Below are 13,746 nucleotides of genomic sequence, written 5' to 3' on the forward strand. Positions count from 1 at the left end.
TGCACCTCGCCGCCATCTTCATCTGGTCGGCGAGGTGATCCGAAGGAAACGGCCTGGGGGAACGACTCCGGGCGGCGCCCGCACGGTGACGCGGGCGCCGCCCGGAGCGACGTCGAGGGCAAGGAAAGCGAAAGAACTCGTTGTCAGAAGGAGTTGAGAAGGAAGTCCTTTCATGGCCTTGCCGTGCGTCACGCTAGCACTCAGTCCGGGATCACGTCGCGCAGGTTTTCAAGGGTGACGACGACGGAGTCCGGGTGCAGCCCCTCAGGACGTTCGAGGCCGATGTACGTCACGGGCTCGTCCGGGACGGGCCCGCCGTCCCACACGTCCACGGCGGTGCCTCGGCCGGCCATCAGGCCGGTCAGGTACCGCACCGTCAGGTACTCGCGTTCCACGACGGCGCGAACCACCTTGGACACCGACATCTGGTTCTCCTCGACCCGGTTGGCCGAGGAGATGCCTCTCAGGTACAGGTGGAGCCACTTCGCGCGCCACCGGCCGTCGTCCTCCCGCCGGAACACCAGCGGCAGGGCCACCCGGCCCGTGCCGCGCAGATCCGACTTCATGCGCACCGTGCGCGGCTCGAACGGCCGGCCCTTCTGCTCGCCGTCGCGCAGCATGAAACCGAAGAACGACTCCTCGACCTCGTCGAAGCCCTCGCCGGAGTAGATGTTGACCTGCGGAACGACGAAGGTGCTGCGTACCCGGCCCAGCGACAGCTCGATGAATTCCGACGCCCCGTCGGGCGCCTCGGTGACATCTCCCGAGTGCACGCCCCCGACAGTCTTGAGCGAGGTGTAGGACAGCCAGGAGTCGGTGCTGTAGTCGGTGTGGAGGAGCAGCGCCGACAGGTCGTAGTCGGTCCGCTTCGCGGCCTCCTTCCAGTACACGAAGAAGCGCAGCCGCTCCCCGTCGACCGCCGAGACCGAGCCCCGCGGCAGCACCCCGAGTCCAGCCGCGGCCGCCCTGCCGCTGAGCGGGAGCGCCACGTCGAGGACGTCGGGGTCGAGCAGCAGCCGGCCCGGCGCCGGGAGCCTGCGGCGTATCTCGGCGTCGAGGGCGGCGACGAGACGGTCGCGGTCGGCCGCGGGCACCGGCGGCCGGGCGTCGGGAACGACCCAGCCACGGCCCCGCCGGTTGACGAAGATCCGCGGCTCGCCGGTCTCCCGTTCCCGGTTCTGCAGGTGCTCACGGACCGACAGCACGACCCGGCCGGAGACCCGCGGAGCGACCCGCACCGCCGCGGCCACCACCGCGTCCCTCTCCTCCTGGCCGGAGGCGATACGCAGCAGAAGGTCCAGGGCCCGGAACAGCTTGCCGGGGGCGGACTCCAGCAGCCGTACCGCACCGCGAATGTCGTACGCGTCGAGCAGCCTCTCGAGACGGCTCTCGAAGGACCGCGCCTCCTTCTCCCCACGGGCCACGGCGAACACCTCGGCCGCGTGCGGCCAGCGAGGGTACTCGTGCGGATGGAGCCGCTCACCGAGCCGCTTGAAGGGCTCGCGGTGCGCGTGCACGTCGGCCAGCTTGGCGGGGTTCGCCGCGACCACGGCGTCGAGACCGGCGAGCAGGGCACGGCGGACCGGCCGCGGCAGGGCCCGGAACCGGGTCGGCTCCTGAAGCGTCACGTCGCCGCCCGACAGGGCGCAGGCGAGGCGCAGCACGTCGGTGACGGTGTCGAGCAGGAGGTCCGCTCCCGCCATGAGACGTGCCTCGTTGACGACCGCCCGGTTCTCCCGGACCGGGATCGACTCGGGCTGCGGTCCGAGCGCGCACCGGTGGGCGAGGGTCTTGAGATCGCTCAGGTGTTCCTCGCCCAGCGGCGTCGTGCTGCCCGCCAGGGCCAGGTACAGACCGGTGAGTTCGTCGTCCAGGCTCCTTCCGAGGTGCAGGACGGTCACCCGGTCGCCCGCCGAGGCGATCAGCTCCTCCTGCGCCGCGAGCAGCTGCTCGTAGGTGTGCTGGTAGCGGCCGTACGCGGGGAGGGTGAGCAGGTTCAGCACCCCGCGCGACAGCTGCGTCAGCACGCTCCCGCGCGACGCGTCGTCGTCGAGCGCCTTCCTCACACAACTGATCCAGAACTCCTCGGTGTCCGGCACATGGGCCGGGAAATCGATGAAGTACGCGTTGTGCCGGACGTGGTCGCCCACCATCTCGCCCACCGTGCGCAGGGTTCGCCGGGCGGTGTGCACGACCGCGCCCTCGGACAGTCCGGACAGCCGCTCCAGCAGCTCCGCCGAGAGCTTGAAGCCCACGGACATCAACGCCGCGTCGAACTGCCGCGCGGCGACGGCGCCTTCCCCGGCGGAGCCCTCAGGGGCGGGGACGCGGTGGGTGTGCCGGATGACCAGTGATGCGAGACCGTGCGTCATCCGGGGATGATCGCAGAGGTGTACGAACCGGCGCACGGGAGTTTTCGTACGCACGCGGGACGTCGTCACCCGGACGTCGGCGGCGGAGTTCCCGTCTGTGCGGCCAGGGCGGAGAGCAGCCAGTCATGGGCGGTGCCGGGTGTCGGTTCCGCACGCCGGCCCGGCTCGGTGACGAGCTCGGCCACCAGCTCCCAGTACCGGTCGATCCGCGGATCGACCGCGAGCTGCCGGGCCAGTCCGCGACGGAACCGCGGGCTGTCTAGGGCACCGTAGGCGCTGGTGTACGCGTCGACGAAGCAGTCCAGCGCCTCGCCGGGCCAAGGACCGTCTGTGCCGGCCCGGTATGCGACAAGGCTCCCCGACGACCGGGTGACGCGGGGCGCGCGGGGCGACACGGCGCGCCGGAGCCGGGCCGGCGGGCCCCCCGCGCGGCGGCGGGCGTGTACAACTCGTACCGCCCGGAGGGCCCGTACACCTAGCGACTGGAGGGGAACACCTGTGCACGATCTCGCGGACTCGGTCGAGTCGATGGAACAGCTTGCCGCCGTCTGGCGGACCGTGGTGCTCGACCGCGACCCGGACGCGGACGTCCGGGACCTGCCGGGCATCGCCGTCCGGTGGGCCGACTGCCGGTTCGCCTTCTGGAACGGCGTCACCCTGACCGACGTCGGCACGGGCGCCGGTCTCCTGGAGCGTCGCCTGAGGAACGCGGCGGAGATCATGCGGGCGAAGAGCCGGCCCGGTTTCCTGTGGGTCTTCGAGAGCCTCCTCGACGACGGGGCGCGCGCCGCGCTGGACGCGGCCGCCGAGCAGGCCGGCCTCGCGTACGCCTTCCCCGGTACCGGTATGGCGGTCGACCTGCCGCCCCTCCCCGAACCGCGCCACCCCGACCTGACGTTCGAGCGGGTGACCTCCGAGGAGCACCTGCGGGCCTACGCGGACCTCAACTCACGCGCCTACGGCTTCCCGCTCGAGGACGGCCGTGACGGCCTCGCCCGCTCCACGCTGTGGAAGGACCGGGTGCACGCCTACCTGGGGCTACGCGACGGCGCCCCCGTGGCCTGCGCCGCCACGGTGGAGGCGCGGGGCCGCCTCTTCGTCCTGCTCGTCGCGACCGACCCGGAGTGGCAGCGCCGGGGTTACGGCGAGGCGGTGACGCGCAAGGCCCTGTACGAGGGCGCCCGCGCCACGGGAGCGACCCGCGCCACCCTGCACGCGACCGCCGCCGGAGCGCCTGTCTACCCCCGTATCGGCTTCCGGCCCAACTCCCCGATGCGGTTCTTCACTTCGGCGTCGTGATCCGGCGGACCGGCAGTGGCCGCTAGTACACGACCTCCGGCGGCCGGTACGGCGTCCACCAGCTCAGCACGCCCCATACACCGAGCGCGAGGGCGGCCACCGCCGGCACGACCGCGAGCCAGGGGCGACCCAGCACACGGAGGGCGAGGAGCCAGACCGCCGTGGGCAGGAGCGCACCTCCGGCAGCGATGAGGGGCAGGTCCACGTAGAGGACGCTGAGGTCGCGGTGCAGGCCCTCGAACCCGCCCTGGACGCTGACCCTTGCCCTCGGCGCCCAGGCCAGGACGGCGGTGACGGCCCCCACGAACGCCAGGAGCAGGCCGGAACAGCCGCGTGTGTGTTCCCTCATGCCCTGATCCGACGCGATCACCGCGCGGGCGGTTCCTCGGCACCCGTACACGGCGTTCTTCCGTGGATTCTCCCGGCCGGGGTCGCCTACTGCCGGTAGCCGCCGAGGAAGCGGCCGATGCGGCCGATCGCCGCCTCCAGGTCCTCCGCGTGGGGCAGGGTGAGGATGCGGAAGTGGTCGGGGGAGGGCCAGTTGAAGCCGGTGCCCTGGACCACCTGGATCTTCTCCCGGAGCAGCAGGTCCAGGACGAACCTCTCGTCGTCGTGGATCTTGTGCACCTTCGGGTCGAGACGCGGGAACGCGTACAGCGCGCCCTGCGGCTTCACACAGCTCACGCCCGGGATCTCGTTCAGCTTCTCCCAGGCCACGTCCCGCTGTTCGCGCAGCCTGCCGCCCGGGGCGGTGAGGTCGCGGATGGACTGCCGGCCGCCCAGCGCGGCCTGGATGGCGTACTGCGCGGGCGCGTTGGCGCACAGCCGCATCGACGCCAGCATGGTCAGACCCTCGAGGTAGTCCTTCGCGTGCTGCTTCGGACCGGTGACCACCAGCCAGCCGGAGCGGAAACCCGCCACGCGGTACGTCTTGGACAGGCCGCAGAAGGTCAGCACGACCAGGTCGGGGGCGAGCGCGGCGGCCGAGTGGTGCACGGCGTCGTCGTACAGGATCTGGTCGTAGATCTCGTCGGCGAAGACCATCAGGCCGTGGCGGCGGGCCAGGTCGAGGATGCCCTCGACGACCTCCTTCGGATACACCGCGCCCGTCGGGTTGTTCGGGTTGATGAGGACGACGGCCTTGGTGCGGTCGGTGATCTTCGCGGCCATGTCGTCGAGGTCCGGGTACCAGTCGGCCTGCTCGTCGCACAGGTAGTGGACGGCCTTGCCGCCGGACAGGGTGGTCACCGCCGTCCACAGCGGGAAGTCCGGGGCCGGGATGAGGATCTCGTCGCCGTCCTCCAGCAGGGCCTGCACCGCCATGGACACCAGCTCGGAGACGCCGTTGCCGAGGAAGACGTCGTCGACGTCCACCTCCAGGCCGAGCGTCTGGTAGCGCTGGGCCACCGCGCGGCGGGCGGAGAGGATGCCGCGCGAGTCGGTGTAGCCGTGCGCCTGGGGGAGCATCCGGATCATGTCCTGGAGGATCTCCTCCGGCGCCTCGAAACCGAACAGGGCCGGGTTGCCGGTGTTCAGGCGCAGCACGCTGTGCCCCGCCTCCTCCAGCGCGTTGGCGTGCTCGATCACCGGACCGCGGATCTCGTAACAGACCTCGCTGAGCTTGCTCGACTGCCGGAACTCCATGCGCCCCTCCGGTTTCTGGTGTTACTTGGTTTTACCAAGTGGGTGCTTGGAAAGTCCAACGACATGTCTAGACTGCGGGGCATGCCACCTCGCCGAAGCTACGACCAGTACTGCTCCGCCGCCCGTGCGCTCGACGTCGTCGGCGACCGCTGGACCCTGCTGATCGTCCGGGAACTGCTGGCAGGGCCGCGCCGCTACACCGACCTGCACGCGGACCTGCCGGGCGTCAGCACGGACGTACTGGCCTCACGGCTGAAGGACATGGAACGCGACGGCCTCACCACCCGCCGCCGCCTCCCCCCGCCCGGCGCGGCCTACGTCTACGAACTCACCCCGCGGGGGCGTGAGCTGCTGCCCGTCCTCCAGGCGCTCGGCACCTGGGGCCGGGCGGAGCTGGGCGAGCGCCGCCCGACCGACGCGGTACGCGCCCACTGGTTCGCCCTGCCGCTGCTGCGGGCGCTGGAGGGGGACGGCCTCGTCGAAGTACGCCTCGACGAAGGCCGCTTCCACGTCCACGCCGGCGCGAGCGAAGGCCCCGTCTACGGCGACGGCCCGGCCCCCGCCGACCCCGACGCGGTCCTCACCCTCGACACCCCCACCTGCATCGCCCTCAGCCGAGGCGACCTGTCCCTCCCGGAGGCGGTCCGAAACGGCCACGTCGAGGTCACCGGCGACAGCCCGCTCGCCAAGCAGCTCAGGGAGGCGTGAGGCCGGGGCTCCGGAAGGCCCGCACAAGGCGGGCCTTCCGAACCGAACGCGACCGGACCGAACGCGAAACGGGCTCACGCCCCCGGCGGGACCTGCCGGGGCCGTCCCGGCCCGCGCGTCAGGCGGTAGCCGAAGACGCCCGCGAGGGCGGCCAGCGCTCCGCCGGCCGCCGTCCAGATCCAGCGGTCGGACCACCAGCCGGACGTCCAGCCGTCCTCCGGCTCGAGGCCCGCCAGGACGGCGGAGGAGGAGTCGTCCGACTCCTCCTCCGGACGGGATGCGATGCCCGGCACCAACGGCTCCGACAGCGAGCCGTCGACCGCCGCCGCGCCGCCCATGTCCTTCGACTCGACGCGCAGTTCGGCGTCGACCGGCTGGCCCAGGTCGTCGGCCGACAGCTTCAGCGCCGTCAGGCGCACGTAGTACGTGCCGGGCAGCGGGTCGTTGGCCCACGGCTCCGACCAGGCGCGGACCGTGCGCAGCACGCACGCCAGTTCCACGCTCGTCGTGCCCGGCCCGGCGGTGCGGGTCTGCGCGCCGTACTGGCAGGCCTGGCGGCGGCGCAGCCCGTCGTACACGTCGACCTGCCATGTCTCGGCGGCGTGGCTCTCCGGCAGCTTCACCGTCGCGCGGACGGTGGGCCGCTGCCCGGCGTCCGCGGGGAACGACCAGTAGAGGTAGTCACCCGTGGAGGCCCGTGCCGTGGCGGTCTGCCCCTGCTCGACCTCCGTCGCGGTGCGGAACGACGTCCCCGCGCGGGTGGGCCCGCCGCTGTCGCCCGAAGCCTCCGGGGACGGTGACGAGTCCGCCGCGGCGGGCGCGGCGGCCAGGCCCAGCGTCAGCAGGGCGGCACTGAGTACTCGTACGGCGCGCATCAGTTGGTCCTCCAGACAGCGACCCGCCAGCGGGACAGCCAGCCCCAGACGAGACCGGCGAGGAAGCCGGTCACGATCAGGGCGCCGAGCAGCCACCAGCCCCGGCCGAGGCCGAAGGAGGCGACGTCGGCCGCGTCGTCGGGGCCGTCCACGACGTCGACCGTCAGTTCCAGCGGGAGTCCGGGCGTGGTCTTCACGCCGGCGTCCGCCGAGAAGGAGGTGGTCACCCCGAGGCACACCGTCTCCGCCGCGGGCTTGCCGCTGTCGTCGTCGTCGATCTCCGGCTTCGGGTAGCGCAGGCCCGTGGACGCCACGTCCGTACGGCCGCTGCCCGTGGCCTCGCCGCGCACGATCTCCCGGCCGCGCACGGTGACCGCGCGCATCAGCACGCCGTGGTCGGCGCGCACGGCGCGGTCCGCGGCGACGCTCACCGAGGCGCGCAGCTCCTGCCCGGCGAGCAGCTCCACGCGGTGCCAGCGCTGCTGGCCGAACTCCTCGCGGTCGGTGTAGAGACCGGACCGCAGCACGGGCGCCTTGTCGCACGAGCCGGCGCCCTCGGTGGCCACCGGAGTCACCACCGGCTCGGCGGCACGGTCGACCAACTCGGTGACGCGGTCGGTGAGTTCATCCTGGTGCTCGATGGAGGTGTACGTGCCGCCGGTCGCCTCGGCGATACAGCTGAGCTGCCGGCTCAGCTTGGCGTTCGGCACCAGGCCCAGTGTGTCGATGGTCAGGCCGATGCCCTTGGCCGCGATCTCGCGGGCCACCTCGCACGGGTCGAGCGGGGCGCAGGTGTCCTCGCCGTCGCTGATCAGCACGATCCGCTTGGAGCCGTCGCCGCCGTCGAGGTCGTCGGCCGCCTGGAGCAGCGCCGGTCCGATGGGGGTCCAGCCGGTCGGGGCGAGGGTCGCCACCGCCGTCTTCGCCTCGGTGCGGTCCAGCGGGCCGACCGGGTAGAGCTGCGCGGTGTCCTTGCAGCCCTCCTTGCGGTCGTCGCCGGCGTAGTCCGCGCCGAGGGTGCGGATGCCGAGCTGCACCTCCTCCGGCGTCGCGTCCAGCACCTCGTTGAACGCCTGCTTCGCCGCCGCCATCCGGGACTGGCCGTCGATGTCCCTGGCGCGCATCGAGCCGCTCACGTCGAGGACGAGATCGACCTTGGGCGCGTCCTGGCCCGTGGGTTCACCGGCGGCCGCCCCGGCCGGGAAGGCGATCCCGGCCGTCAGGGCGGCGAGCAGGGCTAGGGCGCCTGCCACCGGCCGTGTTCTTCTGATCATCGGCGGATCCTATTGATCAGAGGCACCCCACTCCAAAACGGTCCGTCACCCGGACCCGGACCGCAGGGGATTGGGCAGGTCCGCCCACTGATCACCCGCCGTGCCCGGCGACAGCCGCATCAGCGTCAGCGCCTTCGCCGGCAGCGGTCCGCCGAGCAGCGCCGCCAGGTCCGGGGTTCGCGGCAGATCCCGGACGGCGTCCTCCAGGGCCGCCCGCAGCGCCGCGCCGGACCCGGCCGTCCCGGCCAGCGCGCCCGCCACCAGCGAGCCGAACAGCTTGCGGCGCAGCGCCAGGGCGTCGTCCGTGACCATGCGGTCCGGCACGTCCGGCACCGGGATGCCGTGCCGGGCGAGACGGGCCGGTGAGACCCGCAGATCGGCCAGGTCCCGGTAGACCAGCCGTACCGGCTCCCCGTCCGGGGACATCACCACGAGCAGGTTCTGTCCGTGCGCCTCCAGGGACACCCCCATGTCCAGCAGCCGCAGCCCGGCGGTGAGCGCCAGCCGGGCGAGCCGGGCCAGCCGCGCGGGGGAGCGGGACAGGTCCGTGCCGGCCAGCGCCGCCACCGGCACCACCCGCTCCCCGGGGCCCGCGTACTCCTCGGGCGACTCGCGCAGCAGCGCCGCCAGATCGGGCGAACCGGCCGCCACCGCGCCCAGCGTGCGGGTGATGCGCAGCAGCCCGTCCGTGCGCTCCGCCACCGCCTGCCCGAAGTCCGACAGGACCGCCGACGCGGCGACGGACCCCAGCGAGATGTCCCGCACCGAGGACGTCAGCCGGGCGCTCAGCGCCGTCTTGACGTGCGGCCCGTCCGGCAGCGCGAGGGTACGCAGCGCCATCAGCGGATGCGCCGCGAGCGCCCCCTCGCCCGGCCGCTTCAGCACATGCGCCGCCTGCCAGGGATGCACCGGCACCAGCACCCGGTCCCCGTCCCGCAGCCACTCCGGCCACACGCCCGACACCAGGCACTCCCCGGCCGGCACCGGAAGCAGCACCAGCTCCACCACCGGCCGGTGCTCGGGGCCGTACGCGAGCTGCTCGGCCGCCGAGAAGCCGGGACGGGAACGGCAGTTCGGATGGAAGGGGTGCCCGTCGACCACCCGCTGCTCCCACTCCCAGTCCCGCACCGGCGCCGCGTCCCCGACGCCCCGCTGCCCCGCCCGCGACAGCGCCAGCGACGCCGTGGAGTGCCCCAGTTCGGCGGCGAACGCGGCCGAGTGCGGCACCGCCAGGTCCGTCATCAGCCGCGCCGGATCGTCGTACTCCGTCCCGTCCAGCCGTACGGCGGTCACGCGGGCGTCCGTCGCGTAGGGGTCCGCGGGCGGGCCCTCCAGCCGCCGCCCGTCCGCCAGCCGCAGCACCGCCCCCGACCGGGTGTCCTCCCGCCCGGTGATCCACGGCAGCGGGTCGTGCGTCAGCCCCCGCCACAGCCGGGCCAGCACCGCCGCCCGCGCGCCGGGCAGCGCCCCCGTGTACGCCGGCAGCAGAGCGGGCCGTACGACGGCCAACTCCTCGGCGATCCCGGCCTCGGCGGTGGGGGGACGCGGCACGGGCACACTCCTCGGATCGGCGGAAAGGTGGGACGTACGGGGGGACGATGCCAGACATACTGATCGTCTCCGCCGGACAGACCGTAGGGAACCAGAACGCGTGGACCTCATGCCCCCGCCCGCAGACGACGACGCGGCGAGCCCCGCCGGCCTGGCCGGGCGCGCCGACACCCACGCGGCCGTGCCGCTGCTGAACTGCCTGCTGCGCGAAGTGGCCGAACCCCTGCCCGGGCCCGCCCGCCCGGACGGCCCGCGGATCTACCGACTGCCCCACAGCCGGCGGCTGCTGCGCGTGCGCGGCGCCCGCCGCCCCACCGCGCCCGAGGTGCACACCGCCGGGTCCTGGCGCCGCCTCACCCACACCGAACTGGTCAAACTCGTCGCCGAGGAGCTCCGCCGGCACACCGGCCGCTCCAACCACGAACTGCCCGCCGAGATGCTCGACAGCCGCGACGCCGTCGCCGCCCTGCTCGCCGCCCGTGACCGCGCCGACCCGCCCGACGACCTCTATCTGCGCTCCGAGCAGTCCCTGCTCACCGGACACACCCACCACCCCGCCCCCAAGGCCCGCGGCGGCGGCCCCGCGGCGGCCTGGCTGCCGTACGCGCCCGAGGCGTACGCCCGCTTCCCGCTGACCCTGCTGGGCGTGCGCGAGGACACCCTGGTGGACGAGGGCGACACCGCCGCCCTGGACCGCCTCGGCACCGCCCCGCCCGGCTACCGCCTGCTGCCCGCCCACCCCTGGCAGCTCGACCTCGCCGCCGACGATCTCGCCCCCGCGTTCGCCGACGGCCGTCTGGTCCGGCTCGGCGAGACGCCCTGGCCGGTATGGCCCACCGCGGCCGTCCGCACCGTGTACGCGCCCGGCGAGGACCTCTTCCTGAAGTTCAGCCTCGACGTGCGCATCACCAACGACGTCCGGCGGCTGTGGCGGCACGACCTGTCGCGCCTGCGCGCCACCGACACGGCCGTGCGGGCCGCCTTCGCCGCAGGCGGCCCGGCGGGCGGGGCCTGGCTGAGCGACCGGGGGCACCGCACCGCGGACTTCGCCGTCGAGCAGCTGGCCGTGGTGGTCCGCGACGGGTTCCGCGGCCGTCTGGTCCCGGGCGCCACCCCCTGCCTGGCCGCCGCCCTGGTCGAGGGCTTCGACGGCGACCCGCTCACCGCCGCCGGCCGGCCCGCCGCCTGGTGGGAGGCGTACCTGGCCCGGGTGGTGCCCCCGGCGCTCACCGCCTTCCAGCGGCACGGCGTCGTCCTGGAGGCGCATCTGCAGAACACGCTGATCGCCGTCGACGGCGCGGGCATGCCGGTGCAGGCGCTCTACCGCGACGCGGAGGGCGTGAAGCTGCTCGCCTCCCCGCACCGCGCGGACGGCCCGCCGACGGTGACGCGGGAGGCCGGGTGGGAGCGGCTGGTGTACTGCCTGGTCGTCAACCACCTCATGGAGATCGCCGCCGCCCTCGCCGACCACCACCCCGGCCTCGACCCCTGGCCCGCGGTCCGCCGCGAACTGGCCCGCCACGCCCTCCCCGAGATCCCCGCCCTGCTGACCGCGCCGACCCTGCCCGCCAAGACCAACCTCCTGCTGCGCTGGACCGCCGCCGACGGCGCCGACGCCCGTTACCGGCCGCTGCCCAACCCGCTGGCCGCCGGGCCGCCCGACCGGTGACCGCATCCCGGGCGGGCCCCGACGAGAGGCGACGGCCGACCGGATGCCCCAGACTCGGGACGAGGGCCAAAGCCCCCCGGGGGACCGCCGTCCGACCGCGCCCAGAGGAGGCGGGACCGTGCATGACGTGCCGTTCTGGCTGTGGATCGTGTTCGTCGTCGTCGTCGTGGCGTCCCTCGCGGTCGACCTGTTCGCGCATCGCACGGCCCACGTCATCGGCTTCCGCGAGGCGACCCTCTGGAGCGCCGCGTGGATCTCCCTGGCCGTGCTCTTCGGCGTCGTCGTCTTCTTCGTCGTCGGCACCGACGCGGGCGTGGAGTACACCACGGCGTGGCTGCTGGAGAAGAGCCTGTCCGTCGACAACCTCTTCGTCTTCGCCCTGATCTTCAGCTACTTCCAGGTGCCGCGCGCCTACCAGCACCACGTGCTGTTCCTGGGCGTCCTGGGCGCCCTGGTCTTCCGCGGTCTGTTCCTGGCGGCCGGCGTGGCCGTGGTCAGCCGCTTCACGGCCGTGCTGTTCGTCTTCGCGGCGATCCTCTTCTGGAGCTCCTACAAGATCCTCAAGGGGGAGGACGAAAGCTTCGACCCGGGGAAGAGCGTCGCGGTCCGGCTGCTGCGCAAGGTCATCCCGGTCAGGGACGAGTACGCGGGCCCGCACTTCTTCGTCAAGGAGGCGGGCAAGCGGGTGGCGACCCCGCTGCTCGCGGTCGTCGCCGCCATCGAGGCCGCCGACCTCGTCTTCGCCGTCGACAGCGTGCCCGCGGTCCTCGCCGTCAGCAGCGACGTGTTCATCGTCTACACCAGCAACGCCTTCGCCATCCTCGGCCTGCGCGCCCTGTACTTCATGCTGGCCGGCCTGCTCGACCGCTTCCACTACCTCAGCGTCGGACTGGCGCTGATCCTCGGCTTCATCGGCGTCAAGCTCGTCCTCCAGGCGGCCCACAAGACGGTCAGCACCGCCATCCCCGAGATCCCGTCCCTGGTCAGCCTGGCCGTCATCGTCGTCGTCCTGGCCGTGTCGATCACGGTGAGCGTGCTGCGACCACCGGCAGAGGAGGACAAACCTGTGTAAAGCGGGCGTAAAGTGGAAGCATGAGCAGCGACCGCAAGCGCGACAGGACCCGGACCACCGAATTGCTGTGCGGCTCGTGCGGCCGGCCGGTGGAGACCGTCGTCACCCGGCACAAGACCATGGGCATCAACGTCCCCCACTGGCGGGCGGGCCCCTGCCACAACCCGGACTGCGTGGACTACGTCCCCGAGATGGTCCCGGCGGACACCCTCCGCCCGCGGGCGGAGGACCGGGAGCGGCGGACGGAGGAACGCGAGAAGGAGGCCGGCCCGTCCGCCTGACCGGCCCCGCCGTCGCCCGTCCGCGCGCGGTTAGGATGCCTGTCCGACGTCGTACGAGGATGGGGTGGCCCGGAGCATGCTGAAGCAGGTCACCGCCACCCGCTACGTCGAGCCCCTGCACTCCGGGGGCTCCGTGCCGGGCGTCGTCGAGGCGGACGACCTGGGCGTCTACGTCGTGAAGTTCACCGGCTCCGCGCAGGGCCGCAAGGCACTGGTCGCCGAGGTGATCGTCGGCGAACTGGCGCGGGCGCTCGGACTGCGCTTCCCGGAACTGGTGCTGGTGCACTTCGACCCGGCGATCGCCGACGCCGAACCCCACCAGGAGGTCCGCGAACTGCACGCCTCCAGCGCCGGGGTCAATCTCGGCATGGACTACCTTCCGGGAGCGCGGGACTTCACCCCCGAGGCGGCCGAGGGGTTCGCCGTCGATCCGCTGGAGGCCGGGCGGATCGTGTGGCTCGACGCGCTGACCGCGAACGTCGACCGCACCGTGCACAGCTCCAACCTGCTCCTGTGGCCGACCCTCGGCGTCGCACCGCCCCGGCTGTGGCTGATCGACCACGGCGCCGCGCTCGTCTTCCACCACCGCTGGGACGCCGGCGACCCGACGAGGGCGTACGACGTCCGGCACCACGCCCTCGGCCGGTACGGGCCCGACGTGCGCGCCGCCGACGCGGAGCTCGCGCCCCGGGTGACCGAGGACCTGCTGCGGTCCGTCGTGGCGCAGGTGCCCGACGCCTGGCTGGCCGGCGAGCCGGGGTTCGGCTCACCGGAGGCGGTCCGCGCGGCCTACGTGAGCCATCTGCTCGCGCGGGCACGGGCCTCCGCTGCGTGGCTGCCCCTCGACTTCCCCACGGCCGAGGAGATCGCCGCGGAGAACGCCGTCCGTGCGGCACGGACGCAACAGGGCCGCCCGGACTGGCTCAAGCAGGTGCCCGACCTGCACGGCCGGCCGGCGGTGGAACAGGACGGGACGGTGCACCTGCGCTGACGGGCGGCCC

At 73.3% G+C, this 13,746-nt stretch carries 13 protein-coding genes; 6 read left to right on the forward strand and 7 right to left on the reverse strand.

Going from position 1 to position 13,746, the window contains the following annotated elements:
• Positions 1–200 precede the first annotated feature (200 nt).
• Together ACP7TJ_RS27060 and ACP7TJ_RS27065 are read right to left on the reverse strand one after the other, a co-directional pair.
• Complete coding sequence (locus tag ACP7TJ_RS27060) at positions 201–2,372, reverse strand: hypothetical protein (RefSeq protein WP_427766005.1); 2,172 nt, start codon at positions 2,370–2,372, stop codon at positions 201–203.
• 65 nt (positions 2,373–2,437) lie between these two features.
• Positions 2,438–2,767, reverse strand: a complete 330-nt coding sequence (locus ACP7TJ_RS27065; RefSeq protein ID WP_427766008.1) for a hypothetical protein — start codon at positions 2,765–2,767, stop codon at positions 2,438–2,440.
• A 103-nt stretch (positions 2,768–2,870) separates the two neighbouring features.
• Here ACP7TJ_RS27065 and ACP7TJ_RS27070 point away from each other — a divergent pair, with 103 nt between their 5' ends.
• Positions 2,871–3,671 (forward strand): GNAT family N-acetyltransferase, encoded by an 801-nt coding sequence (locus ACP7TJ_RS27070; RefSeq protein ID WP_427766011.1) that lies wholly within the window; start codon positions 2,871–2,873, stop codon positions 3,669–3,671.
• 22 nt (positions 3,672–3,693) lie between these two features.
• Here the strand turns inward: ACP7TJ_RS27070 and ACP7TJ_RS27075 are convergent, their stop codons facing one another.
• Together ACP7TJ_RS27075 and ACP7TJ_RS27080 are read right to left on the reverse strand one after the other, a co-directional pair.
• Complete coding sequence (locus ACP7TJ_RS27075) at positions 3,694–4,020, reverse strand: hypothetical protein (RefSeq protein ID WP_427766014.1); 327 nt, start codon at positions 4,018–4,020, stop codon at positions 3,694–3,696.
• 86 nt (positions 4,021–4,106) lie between these two features.
• On the reverse strand, positions 4,107–5,315 hold the full coding sequence (locus ACP7TJ_RS27080) for a pyridoxal phosphate-dependent aminotransferase (RefSeq protein ID WP_427766017.1): 1,209 nt from the start codon (positions 5,313–5,315) through the stop codon (positions 4,107–4,109).
• Between the two features lie 81 nt (positions 5,316–5,396).
• On the opposite strand from ACP7TJ_RS27080, the gene ACP7TJ_RS27085 reads away from it, so the two are divergent.
• Positions 5,397–6,023 (forward strand): winged helix-turn-helix transcriptional regulator, encoded by a 627-nt coding sequence (locus tag ACP7TJ_RS27085; RefSeq protein WP_427766020.1) that lies wholly within the window; start codon positions 5,397–5,399, stop codon positions 6,021–6,023.
• Between the two features lie 74 nt (positions 6,024–6,097).
• Here the strand turns inward: ACP7TJ_RS27085 and ACP7TJ_RS27090 are convergent, their stop codons facing one another.
• From ACP7TJ_RS27090 to ACP7TJ_RS27100, 3 genes are read right to left on the reverse strand one after another with little or no spacing between them, the layout of a single operon-like run.
• Positions 6,098–6,898, reverse strand: coding sequence for a hypothetical protein (locus ACP7TJ_RS27090; RefSeq protein ID WP_266550218.1), 801 nt, complete (start codon positions 6,896–6,898; stop codon positions 6,098–6,100).
• A complete protein-coding gene (locus ACP7TJ_RS27095) occupies positions 6,898–8,172 on the reverse strand; it encodes a VWA domain-containing protein (RefSeq protein WP_427766024.1) in 1,275 nt (424 codons plus the stop codon). Before ACP7TJ_RS27095 ends, ACP7TJ_RS27090 begins: the two co-directional genes overlap by 1 nt.
• 45 nt (positions 8,173–8,217) lie before the next feature.
• A complete protein-coding gene (locus tag ACP7TJ_RS27100; RefSeq protein ID WP_427766027.1) occupies positions 8,218–9,723 on the reverse strand; it encodes an IucA/IucC family protein in 1,506 nt (501 codons plus the stop codon).
• Between the two features lie 109 nt (positions 9,724–9,832).
• Between ACP7TJ_RS27100 and ACP7TJ_RS27105 the strand changes: the two genes are divergently transcribed.
• The 4 genes from ACP7TJ_RS27105 (at position 9,833) to ACP7TJ_RS27120 (ending at position 13,736) form a co-directional block, all read left to right on the forward strand.
• On the forward strand, positions 9,833–11,392 hold the full coding sequence (locus ACP7TJ_RS27105) for an IucA/IucC family protein (RefSeq protein WP_266404420.1): 1,560 nt from the start codon (positions 9,833–9,835) through the stop codon (positions 11,390–11,392).
• A gap of 118 nt (positions 11,393–11,510) precedes the next feature.
• Positions 11,511–12,464, forward strand: a complete 954-nt coding sequence (locus ACP7TJ_RS27110) for a TerC/Alx family metal homeostasis membrane protein (protein WP_093766078.1) — start codon at positions 11,511–11,513, stop codon at positions 12,462–12,464.
• Positions 12,465–12,484: 20 nt separating this feature from the next.
• A complete protein-coding gene (locus ACP7TJ_RS27115) occupies positions 12,485–12,745 on the forward strand; it encodes a hypothetical protein (RefSeq protein WP_093766077.1) in 261 nt (86 codons plus the stop codon).
• A 76-nt stretch (positions 12,746–12,821) separates the two neighbouring features.
• The gene (locus ACP7TJ_RS27120; protein WP_189909074.1) at positions 12,822–13,736 is read left to right on the forward strand and encodes a HipA family kinase; all 915 of its coding nucleotides are present in this window, start codon (positions 12,822–12,824) and stop codon (positions 13,734–13,736) included.
• Positions 13,737–13,746: the final 10 nt, after the last annotated feature.

It is taken from the genome of Streptomyces sp. DSM 41931 (assembly GCF_050271085.1).
Classification (GTDB): Bacteria; Actinomycetota; Actinomycetes; order Streptomycetales; family Streptomycetaceae; genus Streptomyces; species Streptomyces albogriseolus.